The following is an 18,482-nucleotide window of genomic DNA, read 5'->3' as shown; positions in this document are numbered from 1 at the left end:
TACCTAAAGGAACATATTTGAATCATATTTGAGAGAACTAGACATTCTCAAGGCTATCAATCTTAATCCGTCTCTTCGATTTACTGAATCCTTCACTCCATTCCGAAAGGCTGATTTCATCACCCTTATCATCAAAGATACGAACATCCAGCGCAAGACCCCGTAGTTCCTGAATTAAGACGTTGAACGATTCAGGTATACCAGGAGATGTTGTATTGATACCTTTTACAATAGCTTCATAAATACGCGCTCTGCCGAGCATATCATCGGACTTGACAGTGAGTAATTCCTGAAGCGTATATGCAGCTCCATAAGCCTCCAGGGCCCATACTTCCATCTCTCCAAGCCGCTGACCGCCGAACTGGGCCTTACCACCCAGAGGCTGCTGAGTTACCAGCGAGTATGGACCGGTTGAACGGGCATGTATCTTATCATCAACCATGTGGGCCAGTTTCAACATGTAAACCTGCCCAACCATTACCGTATCTTCAAAAGGCTCCCCCGATCTTCCGTCATAAAGTACTGACTTTGAATCTTCAGGCAGACCGGCCTTTCTAAGACAATCCCTGATATCCGATTCTTTGGCACCATCAAATATAGGTGTTTCTGCAAGATAATTCAATTCTCCTGCAGCCCAACCAAGCTCTGTTTCCAAAAGCTGTCCCAGGTTCATTCGAGAAGGAACCGACAGCGGATTAAGCACTATATCAACAGGAGTCCCGTCGGGCAAATAGGGAAGATCATATCGGGGAACAATTTTTGATATAACGCCTTTGTTCCCGTGACGTCCAGCCATCTTATCACCGACAGAAATCTTACGTTTATCGGCAATATATACCTTCACCAGTTCTTCTACTCCTGGTGCGAGTTCATCACCGTTTTCACGGCTGAATCTTTTAACATCAACAACTATACCTTCAACACCATTGGGAACCCGCAGAGATGTATCTCTCACCTCACGAGCCTTTTCACCGAAAATTGAATGAAGCAGTTTATATTCCGGAGTCAGGTCCTGTTCGCCCTTGGGAGTAACCTTCCCTACCAGAATATCATCGGGTAGAACATATGCACCGACACGAACAACACCATCAGCATCAAGATCCCGGAAGGCTTTTTCGCTCAGGTTAGGAATATCCCTTGTGATTACCTCGCGTCCGAGTTTTGTTTCCCGCGCTTCAACCTCAAACTGCTCGATATGAATTGAAGTATAAACATCTTCTTCTATAAGACGTTCTGATATAAGAATAGCATCCTCAAAGTTATATCCCATCCAGGGCATAAATGCAACGAGTATGTTTTTGCCCAATGCAAGTCTGCCGCTGTCCGTAGCGGGACCATCGGCAAGAACATCACCGGTCTTTATTTTCTGTCCTGCTTTAACAACGGGTTTCTGATTAAAACATGTTCCCTGGTTTGTTCGTTTGAACTTCATCAACTTGTATTCATCTATCGCATCACTGGAGGTTTTCACCTTTACCGTATCGGCATCGACATAAACGACTTCTCCACCGCGATCAGAGATGAGAAGAACTCCCGAATCATAGGCAGCATATTTTTCCATGCCCGTCCCTACCAGCGGAGCCTCTTCAACCATGAGCGGTACGGCCTGACGCTGCATGTTTGATCCCATGAGAGCACGGTTTGCATCATCGTGCTCAAGAAACGGGATAAGTCCCGTGGAAACAGAGAATACCTGGTTTGGGGAAACATCCATGTACTGGATTTCCTTCGGTTTCTTGTAAGGGAAGTTACCTCTGTTACGACATGGGATCAAGGTTCCTTTAAAATTACCATTTTCATCAAGCAGAGCGTTTGCCTGAGCGATAAAATAATCATCTTCTATATCAGCGGTAAGATATTGTATTTTGTCCGTTACACGACCATTTTCAACAACGCGGTATGGCGTTTCTAAAAATCCGAATTCATTTATTCTTCCAAAGGTACTCAATGAAACGATGAGACCGATATTGGGACCTTCGGGCGTTTCAATGGGGCACATCCTTCCATAGTGAGAGGGATGAACGTCACGCACCTCAAACCCTGCCCTCTCTCGGGAGAGACCACCGGGACCAAGGGCATTCAGTCTTCGTTTGTGCGTTAACTCGGCCAGAGGATTGGTCTGATCCATGAACTGGGAAAGCTGACTCGAACCGAAAAATTCATTAATAACAGCGGATATAGGTTTAATACTGATAAGGGCCTGCGGTGTAATTACATCGAGATCCTGAATAGTCATTCTCTCTTTTATAACCCGCTCCATTCGCTGAAATCCCACTTTAATCTGATTCATGATCAGCTCGCCAACGGATCTGACCCTCCTGTTGCCAAGATGGTCAATATCATCGACGATAGTAGTGACAAATTTCTTTTTCTTATTTCCTTCAGAATCAGTAACCTCACATTCATAGCCTTCAGCTTCTGCTATGAGGTAAAGAATATATCTTACAGTGGCAATTATATCATCTTTGGTAAGAACCTCTGATTTTTCAAGGAAACCAAATTTATTATTTATTTTGTAACGCCCAACGGAACTCAACGAATATGTCCTGGGATTAAAGAACAGTCTTTCTAGTTCAGCTTTAGCATTTTCCAGATTTGTCGGTTCACCGGGACGCATTATGGCGTGGATGGTAAGCAGAGCAAGCTCTGAATTACTGAACTCATGACCTGCTTCAATTTTCAGGTTCTTTTTAATGAAATCATTTTCGAACTCCATGGTTGAACTGAGAAAAGAATCTTCTTTGTTATTGGGAAAATTAATGACCTCAACTTCCTTGACTTTTTCTTCCTTCAACCTGTCGATACTGTCGATATTGATTCTATCGCCTACCTCAATTACGATTTCACCGGTCTCTTTGCTGACAACATCCCGTGCCACTCTTTTGCCATTAAGTGCATCGAAATCTTCTTCTGTCTTCAGCTTGATAATATGTGTATCATAAAACAGTTTTGTAATTTCCTCATTAGATTCAAATCCAAGCGCCTTTACAAGCAGGGTTGCAGGAAATTTTTTCTTCCTGTCTATCCTGGCTATGATATGCCCCTTTGAATCCATTTCAAATTCCAGCCATGAGCCACGGTCAGGAATAACCCTCGCGTTATATATCCTCTCAACATCTTCAAAGAAAAAGAAAATACCTGGCGAACGATGAAGCTGGTTGACAACAACCCGCTCGGCGCCATTGATAATGAAAGTTCCTCTTCTTGTCATAAGAGGAACGTCACCCATGTATACTGTCTGCTCACGGACTTCCATTGTATCCTTTCGGATCAGTCGTATAGTCGCTTTTAAAGGAGCTGCGTAGGTAACATCCCGCTCCTTGCATTCCAACTCGGAATATTTTGGTTTTCCTATATCATAATTAATAAATTCAAGGACCACATCTTCATGGGGGCTTTCAATGGGGAAAATTTCTTCAAATACGGCCTGCAACCCTTCATTCTTTCTCTTTGTTCCATTCTGCTGTAAAAACCATTCATAGGATTTGAGCTGAATCTCTATCAGATTGGGCAGGTCAATATTCGAGTTAATTTTACCAAAATTAACGACTTTTTTTCCTTCTTGCATGGACTTTCAAACCTTAAATGAGATTTTATTTAAAGGGAATTTTGGTCAAAGAAACTGCTTTTGTATTATTTCTAGTCAGATATTGCTGCATTCAATAAGGTACAAATTATTTTAGAAAATATCTACATATTTTAAATACAAAAATCAATAGTTTTGACTGTACCAGCCAAAACTATTGATTTCGTGGTTAAGTAGGACAATTTAAAAACTGTATGTTTTATTTCAAACAAACTACTTAATCTCAACAGTAGCTCCGGCAGCTTCAAGCTGCTTCTTGATTTCCTCAGCTTCTGCTTTTGATACTTTTTCTTTTACTGGACTGTTTCCGGCTTCAACAAGCTCTTTTGCTTCTTTAAGACCGAGATTGGTAATCGCCCTAACTTCTTTGATTACAGCAACCTTAGCATCACCGAAACCTTTGAGAATTACATCGAATTCGGTTTTTTCTTCTTCTGCTTCAGCAGCAGCAGGTGCGCCTGCAGCGACTGCGACGGGAGCGGCAGCGGAAATGCCGAACTTGTCTTCCATCGCTTTTACGAGCTCAGCAGCTTCAACAAGAGTTAAACTGCCAATCGCATCCAACAGTTCTTCGATAGAAAGTTTTGCCATTTTTTTACTCCTTTATACTTAGTGAATTTCTTCAAGTTAATACAGTCTTAGCTGTAAAAACCTATAAAGGGATCGAAAGTTACTTATTCCATTGTGAAAATTACATCGTTTCTGGAAAAGATACCTTTAATACACCCTTATATTGTTAATTATATAAACAAGCCTTAGCTGTTTTTTTCTGAAACTGCTTTAATTCCCCTGGCCAACGAGGCAATTATCTGATTCATGCCCATGGCTATGTAAGAAGCAGGAGCATTTATCATTGACATAGTCTGTGAAAGCAGCACCTCTTTTGAAGGAAGTGACGCAATTTTCTTAACCTGGTCCGTACCGTACACAACGTTATCAATGACACCGGCTGTATATGAGAACTTTTCGTGTTCATCGCCGAATTCCTTGAGAATCTTGGCTATTTCTCCCACATCGCCCGAAACAAAGGCAACACCGATGGGGCCCTTTAAAAAATCATCTACTCCCGAATAACCGACATCGGTAAGTGCGCGCTTAAAAAGACTGTTTTTCACAACCTTATAGTCTGCATTTTTTTCACGAAGTTTCCTGCGAAGAACGCCGAGATCCTTCACTTTTATTCCCGAATAATTAGTAAGGAAAATGTCTTTTTTATTCTTCAGTTGAGAAACAAGGACACCAACTTCATCTATTTTATATTGCTTAACCATTATCGTTCAATCCCCTTATGATTGATTTTTATACCAGGACCCATGGTGGAACTGATATGCACCGATTTAACATAGCTTCCCTTCGCATCGGAAGGCTTATCCTTTACTATCTGATTAAAAATTGCCTTAACATTGTCCATGATGGAATTATCCTCAAATGAAACCTTGCCGACAATCATATGAACTACACCGGTTTTATCGGCCCGGTATTCAACCCGGCCACCTTTCAGTTCCTTTACGATACCTTTTACATCATCCGTTACCGTGCCAGCCTTGGGTTTCGGCATAAGTCCTTTACGACCCAGTACTTGTCCCAATTTTCCCACAAGCTTCATCATGTCGGGAGTTGCAACGACTGCCTGATAGTCGACCCATCCGCCCTGGATTTTTTCAATTATTTCTTCACCGCCGACAAAATCAGCTCCTGCTTCAAGAGCTTCCTTTTGTTTGTCACCCTTGCATATTACCAGAACCTTTTTTTCTTTACCTGTTCCCGCAGGAAGTACGGCGGAACCACGAACATTCTGATAGCTTTTATGAACGAGTTTTACAGCAACATCGATTGATTCGTCAAATTTAGCGAATTTCAGTTCCTTCATCAGGACAACGGCCTCATCAAGGTTGTAGAGCTTTGTTTTATCAACGTGTGTCCTTGCTTCCTTAATTCTTTTCCCGCGTTTCATTTTAATAACCTCTTCTCAATAAGTCGGAACGTATTTATAATATCAAGCTTACTCAGCCACATCCACGCCCATGGAATGAGCGGTACCGGCAATAATGGCAACTGCGGCATCCAGATCATTGGCGTTCAAATCGGGCATTTTTGTTTTAGCAATTTCCTCAAGCTGCGCTCTGGTGATTTTACCCACCTTATCCTTATGCGGCTCACTGGATCCCTTCTCCAGCTTCAGAGACGTCTTTATCAATACCGACGCCGGAGGTGTTTTAATAATAAAAGTATATGTTCTATCCTCGTATACGCTGATAACAACGGGAAGAATGGTCCCCTGCTGATCCTTCGTTCTGTCATTAAAAGCCTTACAGAAATCCATTATATTAAGACCATGCTGTCCAAGGGCAGGACCAACCGGGGGAGCAGGGTTTGCCTGTGCACCGGGTATTTGCAGTTTAATCTCTGTTACTATCTTTTTTTTCTTTTTCTTGGGTGCCATAATAATCCTCAATTTAAAAATTCACGTTATATCTTACCGACCTGTACGAAATCAAGCTCAACAGGAGTTCCTCTCCCGAATATTTCAACCTTTACCCGCAACCGACCCTTCTCGGGAAATACTTCCTCAACGATGCCGCTGAAATTGTTGAATGGACCGTCAATTACTTTTATATGCTCTCCCACATTGAAATCCATAACAAGGGAGGCCTTTTCTTTTGTTTTCTGTTCTCCCATCTGATCGAAGAGGGAATTTACCTCTTCCCGCGTGAGCGATTTCGGCAAGGTGCTTTTCAATTCAGTTCCGTATGTTCCTACAAATCCCGTGGCACCCTGAATTTTTTTTATCTTGCTCCAGACAAGAACCCATGATTCATTATCAATCAGGTCAATCTCAAGGAGGATATAGCCAGGCAAAAACTTCTTGGATTTTACCTTTCTTTTACCATCTTTTACTTCAGGCACATCAATAGTCGGTATTCTTCCCTGAAACAGGATGTCATGCAAAAAATGGCTGCTCTTGTCTCTGTAATTCTCGCCGGAATACTGCCCTCCCGATGATTCAATTTGCTGCTGATTTCTGGAAGCCTCGAGCATTTTTTCAAGAGCAAGTTTTACCTTGTTCTCGTAACCGGAAAACGTATGCAGAACATACCATTCTTTTGCCATATTTATTTCATCACCGTTTTAATCAGTACCATCAAGGCAGAATCTACAAACCACAAAAAAAGCGAAATAGCGACAACTGTGACAACTACAACACCGGTAAAACTGGTCACCTCATCCCTTTCAGGCCAGGTTACTTTTTTTAATTCATCTTTTGCTTCTTTAACAAACTGTATTGCTTTTTTCACCAGATTTTACCCGTATATTAGTAGAATGGAGTGCTTTTATGCCTTCGTTTCCTTATGATTTGTATGTTTGTTGCAAAACTTACAGTATTTTTTCACTTCAAGTTTACCGGTCTGGTTCTTTTTATTCTTTGTAACAGAATAATTCCTTCTCTTGCAGTCCTGACAGGCCAATAATATTATGTCACGCATACCGTTCCCTACCTTATACCATTATAAAGCTAGTGCAAACTATAACCTGCTTGATTTCAGTCAAGCATTTTTGCTAAAAATAATATCTACAAACCATATTAATCATATGGCTGCCGTTATATCAGATCTTTCATTTCTAGAATAATGGGAAAATCTGATTTTATCCTCTTCATGCCCACCAGGGAATATCTAAAATGTAATTTATAGCGGCTCCCTTATATTACAAAAACAATACAAGGATGAGCCCACGACCAGAATCGAACTGGTGACCTTTTGCTTACCATGCAAATGCTCTACCGACTGAGCTACGTGGGCCTGTGTGGGAAAAGCAGGGTGAAGTATTTGAAACAACCCTTTTTTTGTCAATGAAATTTTCAGCTATTGACAAATTAATACGGCCCACCTTTTTAATAGCGGTTAAACACGGGGAAATAACATCTCATCATGTCATTCCCCCGATATTTCGATGATAGTTTATTGAGATAATTCCTTTTTTTTGAATCACTCAATTATAAAGGAAGGAATATTCTCGTTGGCAAGTATTTTTTTCAATTTATTGGCTTCTCTTCTATCCAAAACACCATTAATTCGAACTTTATGCATATCGCCATCGGATTCGACAATAACGGACAGATTAGTCAGTGACTCGATCTTTTCTTTTAATTTATCAGCATTTCTTCTGGAATAAAAAGCACCGGCCTGAAGTGACAGATTTCCACTACCGGTTCCTGAATACTGGTCCCTTCCGGACTTATCATTGTCATAATATTCATCGACAACGGGTTCAACATTGGAATTTGCTTTCTGATCCTGGATATACGCATTATCCCTGGGATTTTCCATACCTTTTTTAAGTATGGTTATTTCCACCATGCCCTGGCCCTGTCTGACTATCTCTAAACTTCTTGCGGCATTGTAGGAAAGATCAATAATTCGGTTTCCCTTGTAGGGACCACGGTCATTGATTTTTACTTTTACTGTTTTACCGTTTTCCAGATTTTTTACCTGAACAATGGTTCCGAAGGGAAGTGTTCTGTGCGCAGCGGTATATTCATTCATATTGAACCGCTCACCTGAAGCGGTTATTTTCCCATGGAATTCCCTGCCATACCATGAAGCAAGTCCCTTTTGGAAATATTTTTCCGAATCCTGCCTGCTCCGCGCTGAAGCATCAGGATCGTCATAGTCATTGTTTTTCCCTTTATCAACACTGGATTCATTTACCACGGGCATATCATCTCCGAAGGAAGAATTCTCTTCGTCAAAGCCCAACTCATCCACCTTAGCGTATTCCCGCTGCTGATTATTATTATTAACAGTTTTCTTTAACTGTGTTTTTCCCGGCGTGCATCCCGTAAGGATCACCATGGCAAAAACGATCATTATTACTGTTGCCATTCCTTTCAGCATTTTATTCATCTGAGTAACCTCCAACCGATTTCTATATGTTTGTTATCGGATATATTTTCATGAGACTTTAATACTAAATTAATGTATAGCTAATAAATCAGATCAATGGAAATCGCAAATAAATACCCGGGGTCGATCAAAAATTGTTGACCTCACGCGAGAAGAATTGAGAATTCAGAATTCAGATTCCAGGAAGGGGACAGAGTTAAAAAACATGAAGATAGTATCAAACAAACCGACTATTACGCGCCGTGAGCTTGAAGGCGTTCTCGACTGCCTTATTCATGACGAGTTAAACACGGGAGGGCCGGTAAAAACATTTGAACAGACCATGAGTGAAATGACAGGCCTTAAATTTGCCTTGGCCACCAGTTCCGTGACAGCAGCATATCACCTCATTTTTCAGGCCCTCCAGATAGATGCAAACAGTGAGGTCATCATGCCTTCCTTTTCTTACATGGCACCTTACAATGCTCTGTCCATCCTGGGCGGTAAACCGGTTCTGGTGGACAACGACGAAAATTCCCTATTCCCCTCTTCCGCACAAATCAAAGCCTGTATAACTGAAAACACAAAGGCAATAATTGTAGGGCATACCTTCGGATTCCATTTCCCCCTTGACGAGCTGGCAGATCTGACCATCCCCATCATTGAGGACATTTCCCATGCCATAGGCACGGAAAACAATGAACACCCCGCAGGATCGACCCCTTCTTTCGCGGTTATTTCTTTTGCACCTTCCATGATAATAACGACGGGAAACGGTGGTATGATCCTCACCAATAACACCAAGTATTTTTCAACCATGAGAGATTTCAGAGGTAACAATGAAACCACCGTCAACTATGAATATGCCATGACGGATATCCAGGGAGCCATGGGCATATCTCAGATGATGAAACTAAAAGAGTTCCTTAAAAGAAGAAGAGAAATTGCCCGAAAATACAGTGATGCATTACGCATCACATCCCACAAGGCACCAATGCCCTTCAATGAAGGATTTGCGTACCAGTCCTTCCCGGTCTTGTTTGACTCCTCGGGTGAGAAAGTTGTCAAATACTGGAAAAAAAACGGCATCGAAACCATACGCCCCATTGAAACGCCCCTCCACGCTCTCATGGGATACCGGGGACTCGATTATCCCAACAGTGACCGTTTATCAAAAAAATTGTATACTATCCCCCTCTATCCTACACTAACAAAAAAAGAGATAGAAAGAATAGCCCGGCTGTTAGCGAGTTTCATATAACATCTGCAGACAGGCTTGTGATAAGGAGAAATCAATGTACCTCTTAACCATTGAAGACAGTTTCGCATCGGCGCATCAGCTTCGGGGATACCGGGGAAAGTGTGAAAATCTTCACGGCCATAACTGGAAGGTTGAACTGACGGTGAAGGGTGAAACGCTCAACGGTATAGGACTTCTCATTGATTTTCATGATCTGAAAAAAATGCTGAAAGAAATACTCTCCATCCTGGATCACAAAAATATAAATGATGTGCCTCCCTTTGACAAAGAAAATCCCAGTTCGGAGAATCTTGCAGAATTTATTGCGGGATTGATCTTGGAAAAACTTGCGGAAATATCACCGCCGATCCAGCTTCATTCCCTGACGGTCTGGGAATCAGATACGTCACGTTGCACCTATATCCCATGATGCTTCGTCTAACCAGTCAGGTTATAAAATGATTCATTCTTCCGAATTCGTCACGCTGAACGTGTTGATAATATCTCGCGGATCTTGTCTTTCAGCTCATCAAGGTTGGATGATTTTGTGATATAGGCATCGGCTGTCCAGGTCATGAAATTGCTTTTATAATTTGAATAGGCGGTATAAATAATAATGGGGATTTTTTTATCGCGCGATAATATCTTCCCCAGGGCCTCAATACCATCCATTTCGGGCATTCTGATATCCATTATAACCAGATCATATTTATTGGATTTTACTTTCTCCACGCCCTCCTTACCGTTAGAAGCCTGTTCCACCTCATAACCCTCATCCTGCAACTCCATGGCATAGAGTTCTCTCTGATGCTGTTCATCTTCGACTATCAATATTTTACTCATTGCCGACACACCTCCCTGGTGATTTGACCGGGACATTTTCATATGATTCGTTTTATTTCATTCCCGAGAATTTATGCCTTAAAACCACAAAAGGGTTCAGTCCCGTTTTTAGTAATTTTAAAATTTCACAATACCGGTATAGATAAAAATTGTGACATAAAAGTTTGATTATTTCAACACTTTTTTTGAAAATACATGAAGAACCGCTCCCCTGATTACAAGGGAATGGGCAGCTTCACGATAAATTCGGCACCGGAATTTTCACGGTTACTCACCTCGATGGAGCCGTTATGGTCCTTAATGATTTTTTTCACATTGGCAAGTCCCAGTCCCACGCCGGTGACCTTCGTTGTATAGAAGGGTTCGAAGACTATGTCGGGATCCTCCTGGTCGATCCCGATGCCCGTATCCTGAACTCTGATAGCGACAAACTGTGAATCATTCTCGGTGATGATGTTTATACTGCCCCCTGCCGGCGTGGCATCAATGGCATTCTGGATCAGGTTGAGCATGACCTGTTTCATCTGGTTGAAATCGGATTTAACCAGGGGAATATTCTCTTGCATATCAATATCAATTATGATTTTCTTTTCAAGAAAGAGGTTGCGCAGCAGTTCCACCGTATCCACCACCACCTCGTTGACATTATTGAACTCCTTGATATACTTTGACGGCCTGGTAAAGTCCATTACATTGGAAAGAATTTTTTCCAGCCGTTCAGATTCCTTTATTATTATATGGGCTGCCTTTTTAATATTGTCCCCGGTTTTCACGCCATCCTTGGGGATATCCCTGGTCTGTTGGGATATCCGCCTGGCATAACCGCCCATGGTGACCAGGGGGTTCCGAATCTCGTGGGCGATATGTGCTGCGATACGGCCAACGGCTGCCATTTTTTCCGATTCAACAATTGCATCCTGGCGGCGTGAAATCTTCTGCATCTCCTTCTTGACCGAAACAAGATTATTATAACTTTCAATAGAGAGCGCCGCCTGTGACGCGAATATGCTCAGCAGCTCGATACTGTCGTTTCCTATTGGCACCTGGTTGAACTTATTATCCACAATGATTATGCCTATGGCCCTGTTAACGGCAATGATGGGGACCACGACGAATTCCTTCACATCCATCATCTTTCTGATTCCATCATCCACGCCGGGATCGGTGAAGGCATCATAGATATGCACAAACTCCTTTTTCATCAGTGTGCGTATAAATATATTATTCTCATTGAGCAATATTTTTGATTTCAAAACAGAATCCATGAGACTTTTCCCGCTCTCGATGTTGAGGATATCATCTTTGACCGGAAGCACACCGGCAGCCGGCGTGGTGCTCCATATCTGTATTGCCTCCTCAAAGGAATCGGGACCTACGGCCATTTTCCCCACCAGGGCCTTCTCATCCTCATCGACAAGAAAAAGCATGGCTCGGTTGAATCCCAGGCCGGAGCCTGAGGTTACGCCGGTAAGAATGGTATAGAGGACCCGTTCTATTTCCACATCACTCTGTATTGATTCGGAAATCTGGCTCATGAGCGAAATCTGGTAATCCTTGCGGAGCTTATTGGTCACATCATCTATGATGAGCATGATCTGATTCCTGCCCTGGATATAGATGTTGGAAATTTTTATATCGGCAATAATTGACACCTTATTCACCGAGAGTAGATGCGTTTTTTCCAGTATCACCGACGTACCGTCGGTCTTTGCTTTTACGATTCCGCCCTTAAGCCGTGCGTTTACGAAATAGAAAATATCCTCGATGCTCTTCCCCGCCATTTCATCCACATCGAGCTGAAATTTTTTACAAAAACCCTCGTTGGCGAAAATGATGGTATTGTCGTCATCCATGACAATGAAGTAAGAACTGATAGAGAAAACAATATTGTTGTACAGCTCATGAAATTTATCTATCTCATCGCGCTGGGACGTAACGATATTATCCAGATGCTTCCCCACCATGACCAGTTCTTTCAGGGCCAGGGCGAACTCATCATCACCGGCTATTTCCTTGTATTTATCCTGCGAAACAAACCGTCCCTTTTTGAATTCATTTATTATATCTTTTATAATGCCGACCCGGCTGGAATAAAAATATCTCCCTGTGGCAACGATTATCAGCATACGGAGAATTACGAAAAATATAATACCACCCAGAATATAGGGAAACATGCTGACAATGTAGACATGCCAGTGGAAGAGCAGATAAAAAAACAGGAACATGAGAAGAAGATCCGGTATGTGAAAAATAATGATTCCGCTGAGAGCCGATTTGCTTATTTTCATTGTTTTAACTTCATGGACCGGTAAATTTTCATCGCTTCAGTCAGTCAAATGAGCAAGTGATTATACAATCAATATACTCATAATTTCCGTTTCTGCCTTGCTACGCAACACTACCGATCAATTAAAATAATTATTGCCATATTCAGTAATAATTTTCAATTTGTTTTTATATATTTACGAAAAAATCATGGGGCGGCAACTTTCCCATCTACCTTGCTCCCCGGGAGATAATGGCATGAAACTTGTTCTGGCCACACATAATAAAAACAAAATCAGGGAGATAAAGGAAAAATTCTCCCATATTGAAAATTTGGAGCTTTTGACTTTGAACCAGTTTCAGTCCCCTCCCGAAGTGGATGAGGATGGGAGCACCTTTGAAGAAAATGCAGAAAAAAAAGCCAGGGCAATAGCCGAATTTACAGGCCTCCCCGCCATGTCCGATGACTCGGGTCTCTGTGTCGATGCACTGGATGGAAGACCCGGAGTGTTGTCGGCCCGGTACGGCGGAGATAACACCACGGACAAAGATCGCTATATGAAACTCCTGCATGAAATGGAATCTTCGGGAGATGACAGAAATGCACAGTTCGTCTGCGCCATAGCAATTGCCATCCCCCATGGGACATGTCACACGACGAGGGGTATCTGCCGCGGCATTATAGCCCAAGAGCCATCGGGGGACCAGGGATTCGGTTATGACCCGGTATTTTATCTCCCGCAGTATGGTAAAACCATGGCCGAGATCCCCCTGTCGGAGAAAAATAAAATCAGTCACAGGGCCCTGGCCCTGGAAAAGGCCGCGGAAATCCTGGCAAATCTCACTGAAGAGCAGTAAGATCTGCCACCTATGGACAGAAAAAAATCAAATCTTATTCAGAAAAGACTTCGTGCATGGTATGGTGAGGTCACACCGGACCTGCACTTTGGCAATCTCTACCAGTTGACCATCGCCGTTGTCCTTTCAGCCCAGACCACGGATAAGCAGGTCAATGCCGTAACGCCAGTGCTCTTCGACAGATATGCTGATTTCAGCAGCCTGGCCGGTGCCAGGCTGCCCGACGTGGAAACAATCATTAAAAGTACGGGGTTTTACAGGAATAAGGCAAAAAACATCATCACCCTTTCGCGGGCCGTCATGGAGCGGTTCCACGGTACCCTCCCGGCCGAAAGAGATGCTCTCGAGTCTCTGCCGGGAGTAGGACGAAAATCAGCCAACGTAATTCTTTCCATGGGTTTTGATATCCCCGCCCTGGCCGTGGATACGCATGTGATGAGAATTGCCAACAGGCTCGCATATATTAGATCGGAAGATCCTTTCAGGGTGGAAGAATCACTTACGGCCCTCATACCGGAAAAATGCTGGAAAATAACCCATTTGATCCTGATTGCTCACGGAAGAAGAACGTGTACCGCAAGGAATCCCCGGTGTTCCGTGTGCCCTATTGAAGACCTTTGCGGTAGTCCAGATAAAACTGTCTGAATCTCCCGATTACGGCCGGGATATTGGCATGAAAATTTTCCTTTTGCGCAGGATCTATGCCCGTAATCTCAGTAAGCGTCCTGTATGCGGCAACAGAAATCTCGGTGTTCATATCCGTAAGGCAGTTTATAAGGAAGGGCATGGACTCTCTACTCCTGGCTTCTCCAAGAACCTGTATACCCCAGAGCATGAGAACTATATTTCCCCTGCTGATTCTGTTTTGAAAGTCCTCCCTTTTATCGGGCACATACAGAGCCATATATTTCACAAAATGCTCCGATATTGCCAGCTGCTTGTCATGAATGCTGGATTTTTTTTCCGCATATGCCATCAGTACCTCATAGGACAGGAGTTTATTCATGTCCATGAGATAAGTGCAGATTAATTCTACCGTTGCCAGGGAAGATTCACTTATTATATTTTCCCATTCGCCATCACTCATGTTTATTTTTAGTTTATAGAGCTCCGAGTAGGTAATGACATCCCTTACGACATAGGGGGCTTTTTGTTTTCTTGCCTCATCAACCATCGTGGTAAAGGGAAAGGAAAAACCTGAATGAAGAAGAAGCCGCGCTGATTTTAACTGCGCATGAGATCCGGCCGGTGAAAAAATATAAAATAGATATATCAGCACAGTAACAATGCAATGGATTAATATACCGAAAATAGTACCGACAATAGCGGGAATCTTTATCTTCTTTTTCTCAAAAAAAAATTCAAATATGAGAAGGAACACGAACATAATATATTTGACTATTTTTATTATAGAGATGGCTATTCCTTCGGAAGAATAATTGTATATCATCTTGTCCAGGACCAACAGGTAAAACATGGACGCCGCCAGGAACAGGGGTATGGTTATCAAGGGGTCCCGTCGTATCTTCAAAATGATAAGCAGGATCAATGAATAAATGACCATGTTGGCGTACTTGCCTTTTAGAAGATCGATGATTGAATTTATAAACCAGCCGGGGCGGCCTATATAATCAATGAGGGTGAATATGACCGTTATGGCATAGATGATAACAAAGGGAACAAGCCTGGCTGCGACAAACAGATAGTAGGCCCCCAGGCGGCCATATTTTTCACGATACTCCTTCTTTTTTTCTTCAATTTCGATGAGGGAAAAATTGTATATCATGAAAAAGGAAAATAGAAAAATATAAACACGAACAATGAGCGATATACCGCTCCATTTAAAATTGACATTAAACAGGATATTGACAAAAAAAAGAATCGCCAATAAAAAGGCAAAAGTGGAGATTTTCTTAAGCTGGTCGAGTAAAATGGTCATCCATTCCTCCCGGTATTTTACTGCAGTACGGCAACACGGGGCATTCCGCCATAATCATTGAGAACCGAAACGGCAAAGCCCTTTTTCCGGCCTTCTTTTATGACAAAGTCTTTCATCTCTGATCCAATCTCAAGAAGCAGTTTTCCGCCCGCGGATAGGAATGGCCTGCTATTATGAATGATGCCCGTAATGGCCGCCCTCCCACTGTCTTCACTGAAAAGAGCTATCTCGGGCTCATAAGCAAGATCCTTCTGCAGCGCATTCCTCATTCCCGGATCGACATAGGGAGGATTGGAAACGATGAGATCGAACGTCATTCCCTGTACAGGAGTGAAAATATCGCCCTGGCAAAAACGGGGAAGATCCCTGCCCAGTATGGCCTTGGCATTTTTTCTGGCCACGGAGATGGCGTCTTTTGAAATGTCCGTCGCGAACACAGTCAGATCTCTCCTGCAGTATTTCAGGGATACGGCAATAATACCTGAACCCGTACCAATGTCAAGCACCACACCCTGCTGGGGAGCGTAATATATGGCCAGATCCACGAGCAGTTCGGTTTCGGGGCGTGGTATCAATACACCGGGATTTACCTTGAATTCCAGAGAATAGAATTCCTTAACACCGGTGATATAGGCAACGGGTTCATATTGCATTCTTCGGTTAACGGCAGACCTGATTTTTTTGATATCCAGGGGGGACAATTCTTCTTTATTGTTAATTGTGAGTTTGAATCTTTCTGTTTTGAGAACGTACGCCATGAGCACCTCGGCGTCAACAACAGGATTTTCCAGTCCGGCTGATTTCAGCCTTTCAATTGATTCCCTGAGCACATCGGCAAGTATCAAGAGTAAGCCCTCAATTGTTCACGTCTTTCAGGAGTAATTCGATTTCATGCTTCTGCAGAGCATCCACAACCTCATCGATCTCTCCGGCGAGAAAGCTTTCAAGAGAATGCAGCGTAAGCCCGATCCGATGGTCGGTGACCCGCGACTGCGGGAAATTATATGTGCGAATGCGCTCGCTTCTGTCCCCGGATCCTATTTGTGATTTCCTTATGTCCGATTCCTTTTTCATCCGCTCAGACATTTCCTTCTCATACAGGCGCGCCCTGAGCACACGCAATGCTTTGGTTTTGTTTTTAAGCTGCGATTTTTCATCCTGACATGTCACAACCATACCCGTAGGGATATGTGTTATCCGCACAGCCGAGTCCGTAGTATTAACACTCTGCCCGCCATGGCCGGAGGCACGATAGACATCGACTCTTATTTCGTTGGGATCAATGGTTATCTCACCCTCTTCGGCCTCGGGCATTACGGCCACGGTTACCGCCGAGGTGTGTATCCGCCCTCCCGATTCAGTGGTGGGAACACGCTGGACCCGGTGGGTCCCCGACTCGAATTTGAGTCTTCCATGGGCTTCTTCACTGCGGACCGAAAAAATGACCTCCTTGTAACCGCCGATCTCCGTGGAATTGCCCTCGATAAACTCTACCTTCCATCCCTTCGCGTCAGCATACCGGTTGTACATTCGGAACAGATCGGATACAAAAAGTGCAGCTTCCTCGCCGCCGGTGCCGGCCCTGATTTCCATGATCACATCCTTTCCATCATTAGGGTCCCTGGGAAGGAGCTGGAGAATCAGCTCTTCTTTCATTTTTTCAATGCGCTCTTTCAACCCGATTATTTCATCCTCAAGCATGGATGCCATTTCGCCGTCTTCCTCTATCTTGAGAAGTTCCGACGAATCAGCCAATTCCTTTTTTGCCTTCAGATATTCTTCGTAGGTATTGATGATAGGGGCAAGGTGCGATCGTTCTTTGTTCAGATCTCTGAATTTTTTCTGATCCCCGATAGTTTCGGGTCTTACCAGTTCTTCATCGAGATTTTTGAAGCGTTCATGCAATCGACGCAGTTTGTCTTCCATACACCATGCTCCGGATAAAAAAAATAGCGGTGATTACCGCTTATTTACTGTCATAAATCCCTTGTTATAAATATACACCGAAAATGAGCAAAGAAAACCGTTCACCGGTTATTTTAAAAAAATGCGCTCCCGGGAGGACTCGAACCACCGACACATGGTTTAGGAAACCACTGCTCTATCCACCTGAGCTACGGGAGCGTAAGTATGGACGGCAACTATTCCGTCCGAGGATCAAACTAAGTTTTGCGTGTATTTTAGCAAGAAAAAAATGAGAACAGGTGCATTATGAATACATATTTTTACGTCTTGAGGTCACCATGCGCTGAAAATCCCGTATGTTTCGCACCACTATCCTGTCTGCATAGAGAACTATCTTATCGATCTGGTTCAGATGGTTCAACTGTTTCTGAACTTCCGTATCAGCCATACCGGCCCAACTGGCAACCTGCTGGGCGGTTACAGGCAGGGAAATCTCGTTTTGCACATCCAGATGCGGATCCTGTTCCGCCAGCATAATAAGCACATCCATGACTTTCAGCTGCGGTTCCTCGAGGAGGAGTATCATGAGCCTTCTCTTGGCATCATAGATCCTCTTGGAGAATATGAGGAGCAGTTTATAGGCAAGCTGCGGATTGCCCTGTAAAAGCGTATCAAAATTATCCCGATGAAACTTCAGGAGCTTTACCCTATCCATGGCGATGGCTGTAGCGGAGCGGGGCTCCTCTTCAAGAATAGACATCTCTCCGAAGACATCTCCGGTTCCAAGGACATCCAGGGTTTTTTCCCGATTATTGATAACTTTGACGATTTTCACCCGTCCGGCCTGGACAAAATAGAATTCATTTCCTGGTTCGAACTCACAGAAAATGATCTCGTTAGGGGCGTATTCCACACCGAATTTCTCGAAAAAATTATCATCCAGTATCATGTAGGATCCACCTG

19 protein-coding genes and 2 tRNA genes are annotated in these 18,482 nt (G+C 43.2%); 4 read left to right on the top strand and 17 right to left on the bottom strand.

Features of this window, described 5'->3' with window-relative positions:
- Positions 1-37: 37 nt before the first annotated feature.
- From rpoB to CVV44_17965, 10 genes are all read right to left on the bottom strand, one after another.
- Complete coding sequence (rpoB, locus tag CVV44_18010) at positions 38-3,568, bottom strand: DNA-directed RNA polymerase subunit beta (protein PKL36114.1); 3,531 nt, start codon at positions 3,566-3,568, stop codon at positions 38-40.
- Positions 3,569-3,799: 231 nt separating this feature from the next.
- Positions 3,800-4,177 carry a 50S ribosomal protein L7/L12 gene (locus tag CVV44_18005; protein ID PKL36113.1) on the bottom strand — a complete coding sequence of 126 codons (378 nt, stop codon included), beginning with the start codon at positions 4,175-4,177 and terminating at the stop codon, positions 3,800-3,802.
- Between the two features lie 164 nt (positions 4,178-4,341).
- Positions 4,342-4,857 carry a 50S ribosomal protein L10 gene (gene rplJ, locus CVV44_18000; protein ID PKL36112.1) on the bottom strand — a complete coding sequence of 172 codons (516 nt, stop codon included), beginning with the start codon at positions 4,855-4,857 and terminating at the stop codon, positions 4,342-4,344.
- A complete protein-coding gene (locus CVV44_17995; GenBank protein PKL36111.1) occupies positions 4,857-5,540 on the bottom strand; it encodes a 50S ribosomal protein L1 in 684 nt (227 codons plus the stop codon). The genes rplJ and CVV44_17995 overlap by 1 nt, the downstream gene beginning before the upstream one ends.
- A gap of 48 nt (positions 5,541-5,588) precedes the next feature.
- A complete protein-coding gene (gene rplK / locus CVV44_17990; protein ID PKL36110.1) occupies positions 5,589-6,029 on the bottom strand; it encodes a 50S ribosomal protein L11 in 441 nt (146 codons plus the stop codon).
- A gap of 26 nt (positions 6,030-6,055) precedes the next feature.
- Entirely contained in the window at positions 6,056-6,697 is a 642-nt protein-coding gene (gene nusG, locus CVV44_17985) for a transcription termination/antitermination factor NusG (protein ID PKL36109.1), read from the bottom strand.
- A 2-nt stretch (positions 6,698-6,699) separates the two neighbouring features.
- Positions 6,700-6,885, bottom strand: a complete 186-nt coding sequence (locus CVV44_17980; protein ID PKL36108.1) for a preprotein translocase subunit SecE — start codon at positions 6,883-6,885, stop codon at positions 6,700-6,702.
- Between the two features lie 33 nt (positions 6,886-6,918).
- Positions 6,919-7,071: a 50S ribosomal protein L33 gene (gene rpmG, locus CVV44_17975; protein PKL36107.1), complete on the bottom strand. Its 153-nt coding sequence runs from the start codon at positions 7,069-7,071 to the stop codon at positions 6,919-6,921.
- A 242-nt stretch (positions 7,072-7,313) separates the two neighbouring features.
- A tRNA-Thr gene (locus CVV44_17970) sits at positions 7,314-7,386 on the bottom strand.
- Positions 7,387-7,572: 186 nt separating this feature from the next.
- Positions 7,573-8,490 carry a hypothetical protein gene (locus CVV44_17965; protein ID PKL36106.1) on the bottom strand — a complete coding sequence of 306 codons (918 nt, stop codon included), beginning with the start codon at positions 8,488-8,490 and terminating at the stop codon, positions 7,573-7,575.
- 205 nt (positions 8,491-8,695) lie between these two features.
- On the opposite strand from CVV44_17965, the gene CVV44_17960 reads away from it, so the two are divergent.
- Together CVV44_17960 and queD are read left to right on the top strand one after the other, a co-directional pair.
- A complete protein-coding gene (locus tag CVV44_17960) occupies positions 8,696-9,730 on the top strand; it encodes a hypothetical protein (protein PKL36105.1) in 1,035 nt (344 codons plus the stop codon).
- A 34-nt stretch (positions 9,731-9,764) separates the two neighbouring features.
- The gene (gene queD, locus CVV44_17955) at positions 9,765-10,139 is read left to right on the top strand and encodes a 6-carboxytetrahydropterin synthase QueD (GenBank protein PKL36104.1); all 375 of its coding nucleotides are present in this window, start codon (positions 9,765-9,767) and stop codon (positions 10,137-10,139) included.
- 50 nt (positions 10,140-10,189) lie between these two features.
- On the opposite strand, the gene CVV44_17950 is transcribed toward queD, so the two are convergent.
- Both CVV44_17950 and CVV44_17945 read right to left on the bottom strand, forming a co-directional pair.
- Positions 10,190-10,552 carry a two-component system response regulator gene (locus tag CVV44_17950; protein PKL36271.1) on the bottom strand — a complete coding sequence of 121 codons (363 nt, stop codon included), beginning with the start codon at positions 10,550-10,552 and terminating at the stop codon, positions 10,190-10,192.
- A gap of 215 nt (positions 10,553-10,767) precedes the next feature.
- On the bottom strand, positions 10,768-12,840 hold the full coding sequence (locus CVV44_17945) for a hypothetical protein (protein ID PKL36103.1): 2,073 nt from the start codon (positions 12,838-12,840) through the stop codon (positions 10,768-10,770).
- 235 nt (positions 12,841-13,075) lie between these two features.
- Here CVV44_17945 and CVV44_17940 point away from each other — a divergent pair, with 235 nt between their 5' ends.
- Both CVV44_17940 and nth read left to right on the top strand, forming a co-directional pair.
- Positions 13,076-13,675, top strand: a complete 600-nt coding sequence (locus CVV44_17940) for a non-canonical purine NTP pyrophosphatase (protein PKL36102.1) — start codon at positions 13,076-13,078, stop codon at positions 13,673-13,675.
- Positions 13,676-13,687: 12 nt separating this feature from the next.
- On the top strand, positions 13,688-14,320 hold the full coding sequence (nth, locus tag CVV44_17935) for an endonuclease III (protein PKL36101.1): 633 nt from the start codon (positions 13,688-13,690) through the stop codon (positions 14,318-14,320).
- Here the strand turns inward: nth and CVV44_17930 are convergent.
- From CVV44_17930 to CVV44_17910, 5 genes are all read right to left on the bottom strand, one after another.
- Complete coding sequence (locus tag CVV44_17930) at positions 14,280-15,614, bottom strand: hypothetical protein (GenBank protein PKL36100.1); 1,335 nt, start codon at positions 15,612-15,614, stop codon at positions 14,280-14,282. The two genes, nth and CVV44_17930, sit on opposite strands and share 41 nt — an antisense overlap.
- A gap of 17 nt (positions 15,615-15,631) precedes the next feature.
- Entirely contained in the window at positions 15,632-16,474 is an 843-nt protein-coding gene (gene prmC, locus CVV44_17925; protein ID PKL36099.1) for a peptide chain release factor N(5)-glutamine methyltransferase, read from the bottom strand.
- Positions 16,470-17,540 carry a peptide chain release factor 1 gene (locus CVV44_17920; protein PKL36098.1) on the bottom strand — a complete coding sequence of 357 codons (1,071 nt, stop codon included), beginning with the start codon at positions 17,538-17,540 and terminating at the stop codon, positions 16,470-16,472. The genes prmC and CVV44_17920 overlap by 5 nt, the downstream gene beginning before the upstream one ends.
- 124 nt (positions 17,541-17,664) lie before the next feature.
- Positions 17,665-17,738: transfer RNA gene (locus tag CVV44_17915), tRNA-Arg, on the bottom strand.
- A gap of 85 nt (positions 17,739-17,823) precedes the next feature.
- Complete coding sequence (locus CVV44_17910; protein ID PKL36097.1) at positions 17,824-18,468, bottom strand: Crp/Fnr family transcriptional regulator; 645 nt, start codon at positions 18,466-18,468, stop codon at positions 17,824-17,826.
- Positions 18,469-18,482 lie beyond the last annotated feature (14 nt).

Source organism: Spirochaetae bacterium HGW-Spirochaetae-1, assembly GCA_002839375.1.
Classification (GTDB): domain Bacteria; phylum Spirochaetota; class UBA4802; order UBA4802; family UBA5550; genus PGXY01.
Note: the sequence above shows the minus strand (reverse complement) of the source record. Positions and strands in the feature narration are given on the sequence as shown.

Bases quoted from the DNA above. Each gene is read 5' to 3' on its own strand.
- rpoB (PKL36114.1), bottom strand. From the start codon at position 3,568: ATGCAAGAAGGAAAAAAAGTCGTTAATTTTGGTAAAATTAACTCGAAT.
- CVV44_18005 (PKL36113.1), bottom strand. From the start codon at position 4,177: ATGGCAAAACTTTCTATCGAAGAACTGTTGGATGCGATTGGCAGTTTA.
- rplJ (PKL36112.1), bottom strand. From the start codon at position 4,857: ATGGTTAAGCAATATAAAATAGATGAAGTTGGTGTCCTTGTTTCTCAA.
- CVV44_17995 (PKL36111.1), bottom strand. From the start codon at position 5,540: ATGAAACGCGGGAAAAGAATTAAGGAAGCAAGGACACACGTTGATAAA.
- rplK (PKL36110.1), bottom strand. From the start codon at position 6,029: ATGGCACCCAAGAAAAAGAAAAAAAAGATAGTAACAGAGATTAAACTG.
- nusG (PKL36109.1), bottom strand. From the start codon at position 6,697: ATGGCAAAAGAATGGTATGTTCTGCATACGTTTTCCGGTTACGAGAAC.
- rpmG (PKL36107.1), bottom strand. From the start codon at position 7,071: ATGCGTGACATAATATTATTGGCCTGTCAGGACTGCAAGAGAAGGAAT.
- CVV44_17965 (PKL36106.1), bottom strand. From the start codon at position 8,490: ATGAATAAAATGCTGAAAGGAATGGCAACAGTAATAATGATCGTTTTT.
- CVV44_17960 (PKL36105.1), top strand. From the start codon at position 8,696: ATGAAGATAGTATCAAACAAACCGACTATTACGCGCCGTGAGCTTGAA.
- queD (PKL36104.1), top strand. From the start codon at position 9,765: ATGTACCTCTTAACCATTGAAGACAGTTTCGCATCGGCGCATCAGCTT.
- CVV44_17950 (PKL36271.1), bottom strand. From the start codon at position 10,552: ATGAGTAAAATATTGATAGTCGAAGATGAACAGCATCAGAGAGAACTC.
- CVV44_17945 (PKL36103.1), bottom strand. From the start codon at position 12,840: ATGAAAATAAGCAAATCGGCTCTCAGCGGAATCATTATTTTTCACATA.
- CVV44_17940 (PKL36102.1), top strand. From the start codon at position 13,076: ATGAAACTTGTTCTGGCCACACATAATAAAAACAAAATCAGGGAGATA.
- nth (PKL36101.1), top strand. From the start codon at position 13,688: ATGGACAGAAAAAAATCAAATCTTATTCAGAAAAGACTTCGTGCATGG.
- CVV44_17930 (PKL36100.1), bottom strand. From the start codon at position 15,614: ATGACCATTTTACTCGACCAGCTTAAGAAAATCTCCACTTTTGCCTTT.
- CVV44_17920 (PKL36098.1), bottom strand. From the start codon at position 17,540: ATGGAAGACAAACTGCGTCGATTGCATGAACGCTTCAAAAATCTCGAT.
- CVV44_17910 (PKL36097.1), bottom strand. From the start codon at position 18,468: ATGATACTGGATGATAATTTTTTCGAGAAATTCGGTGTGGAATACGCC.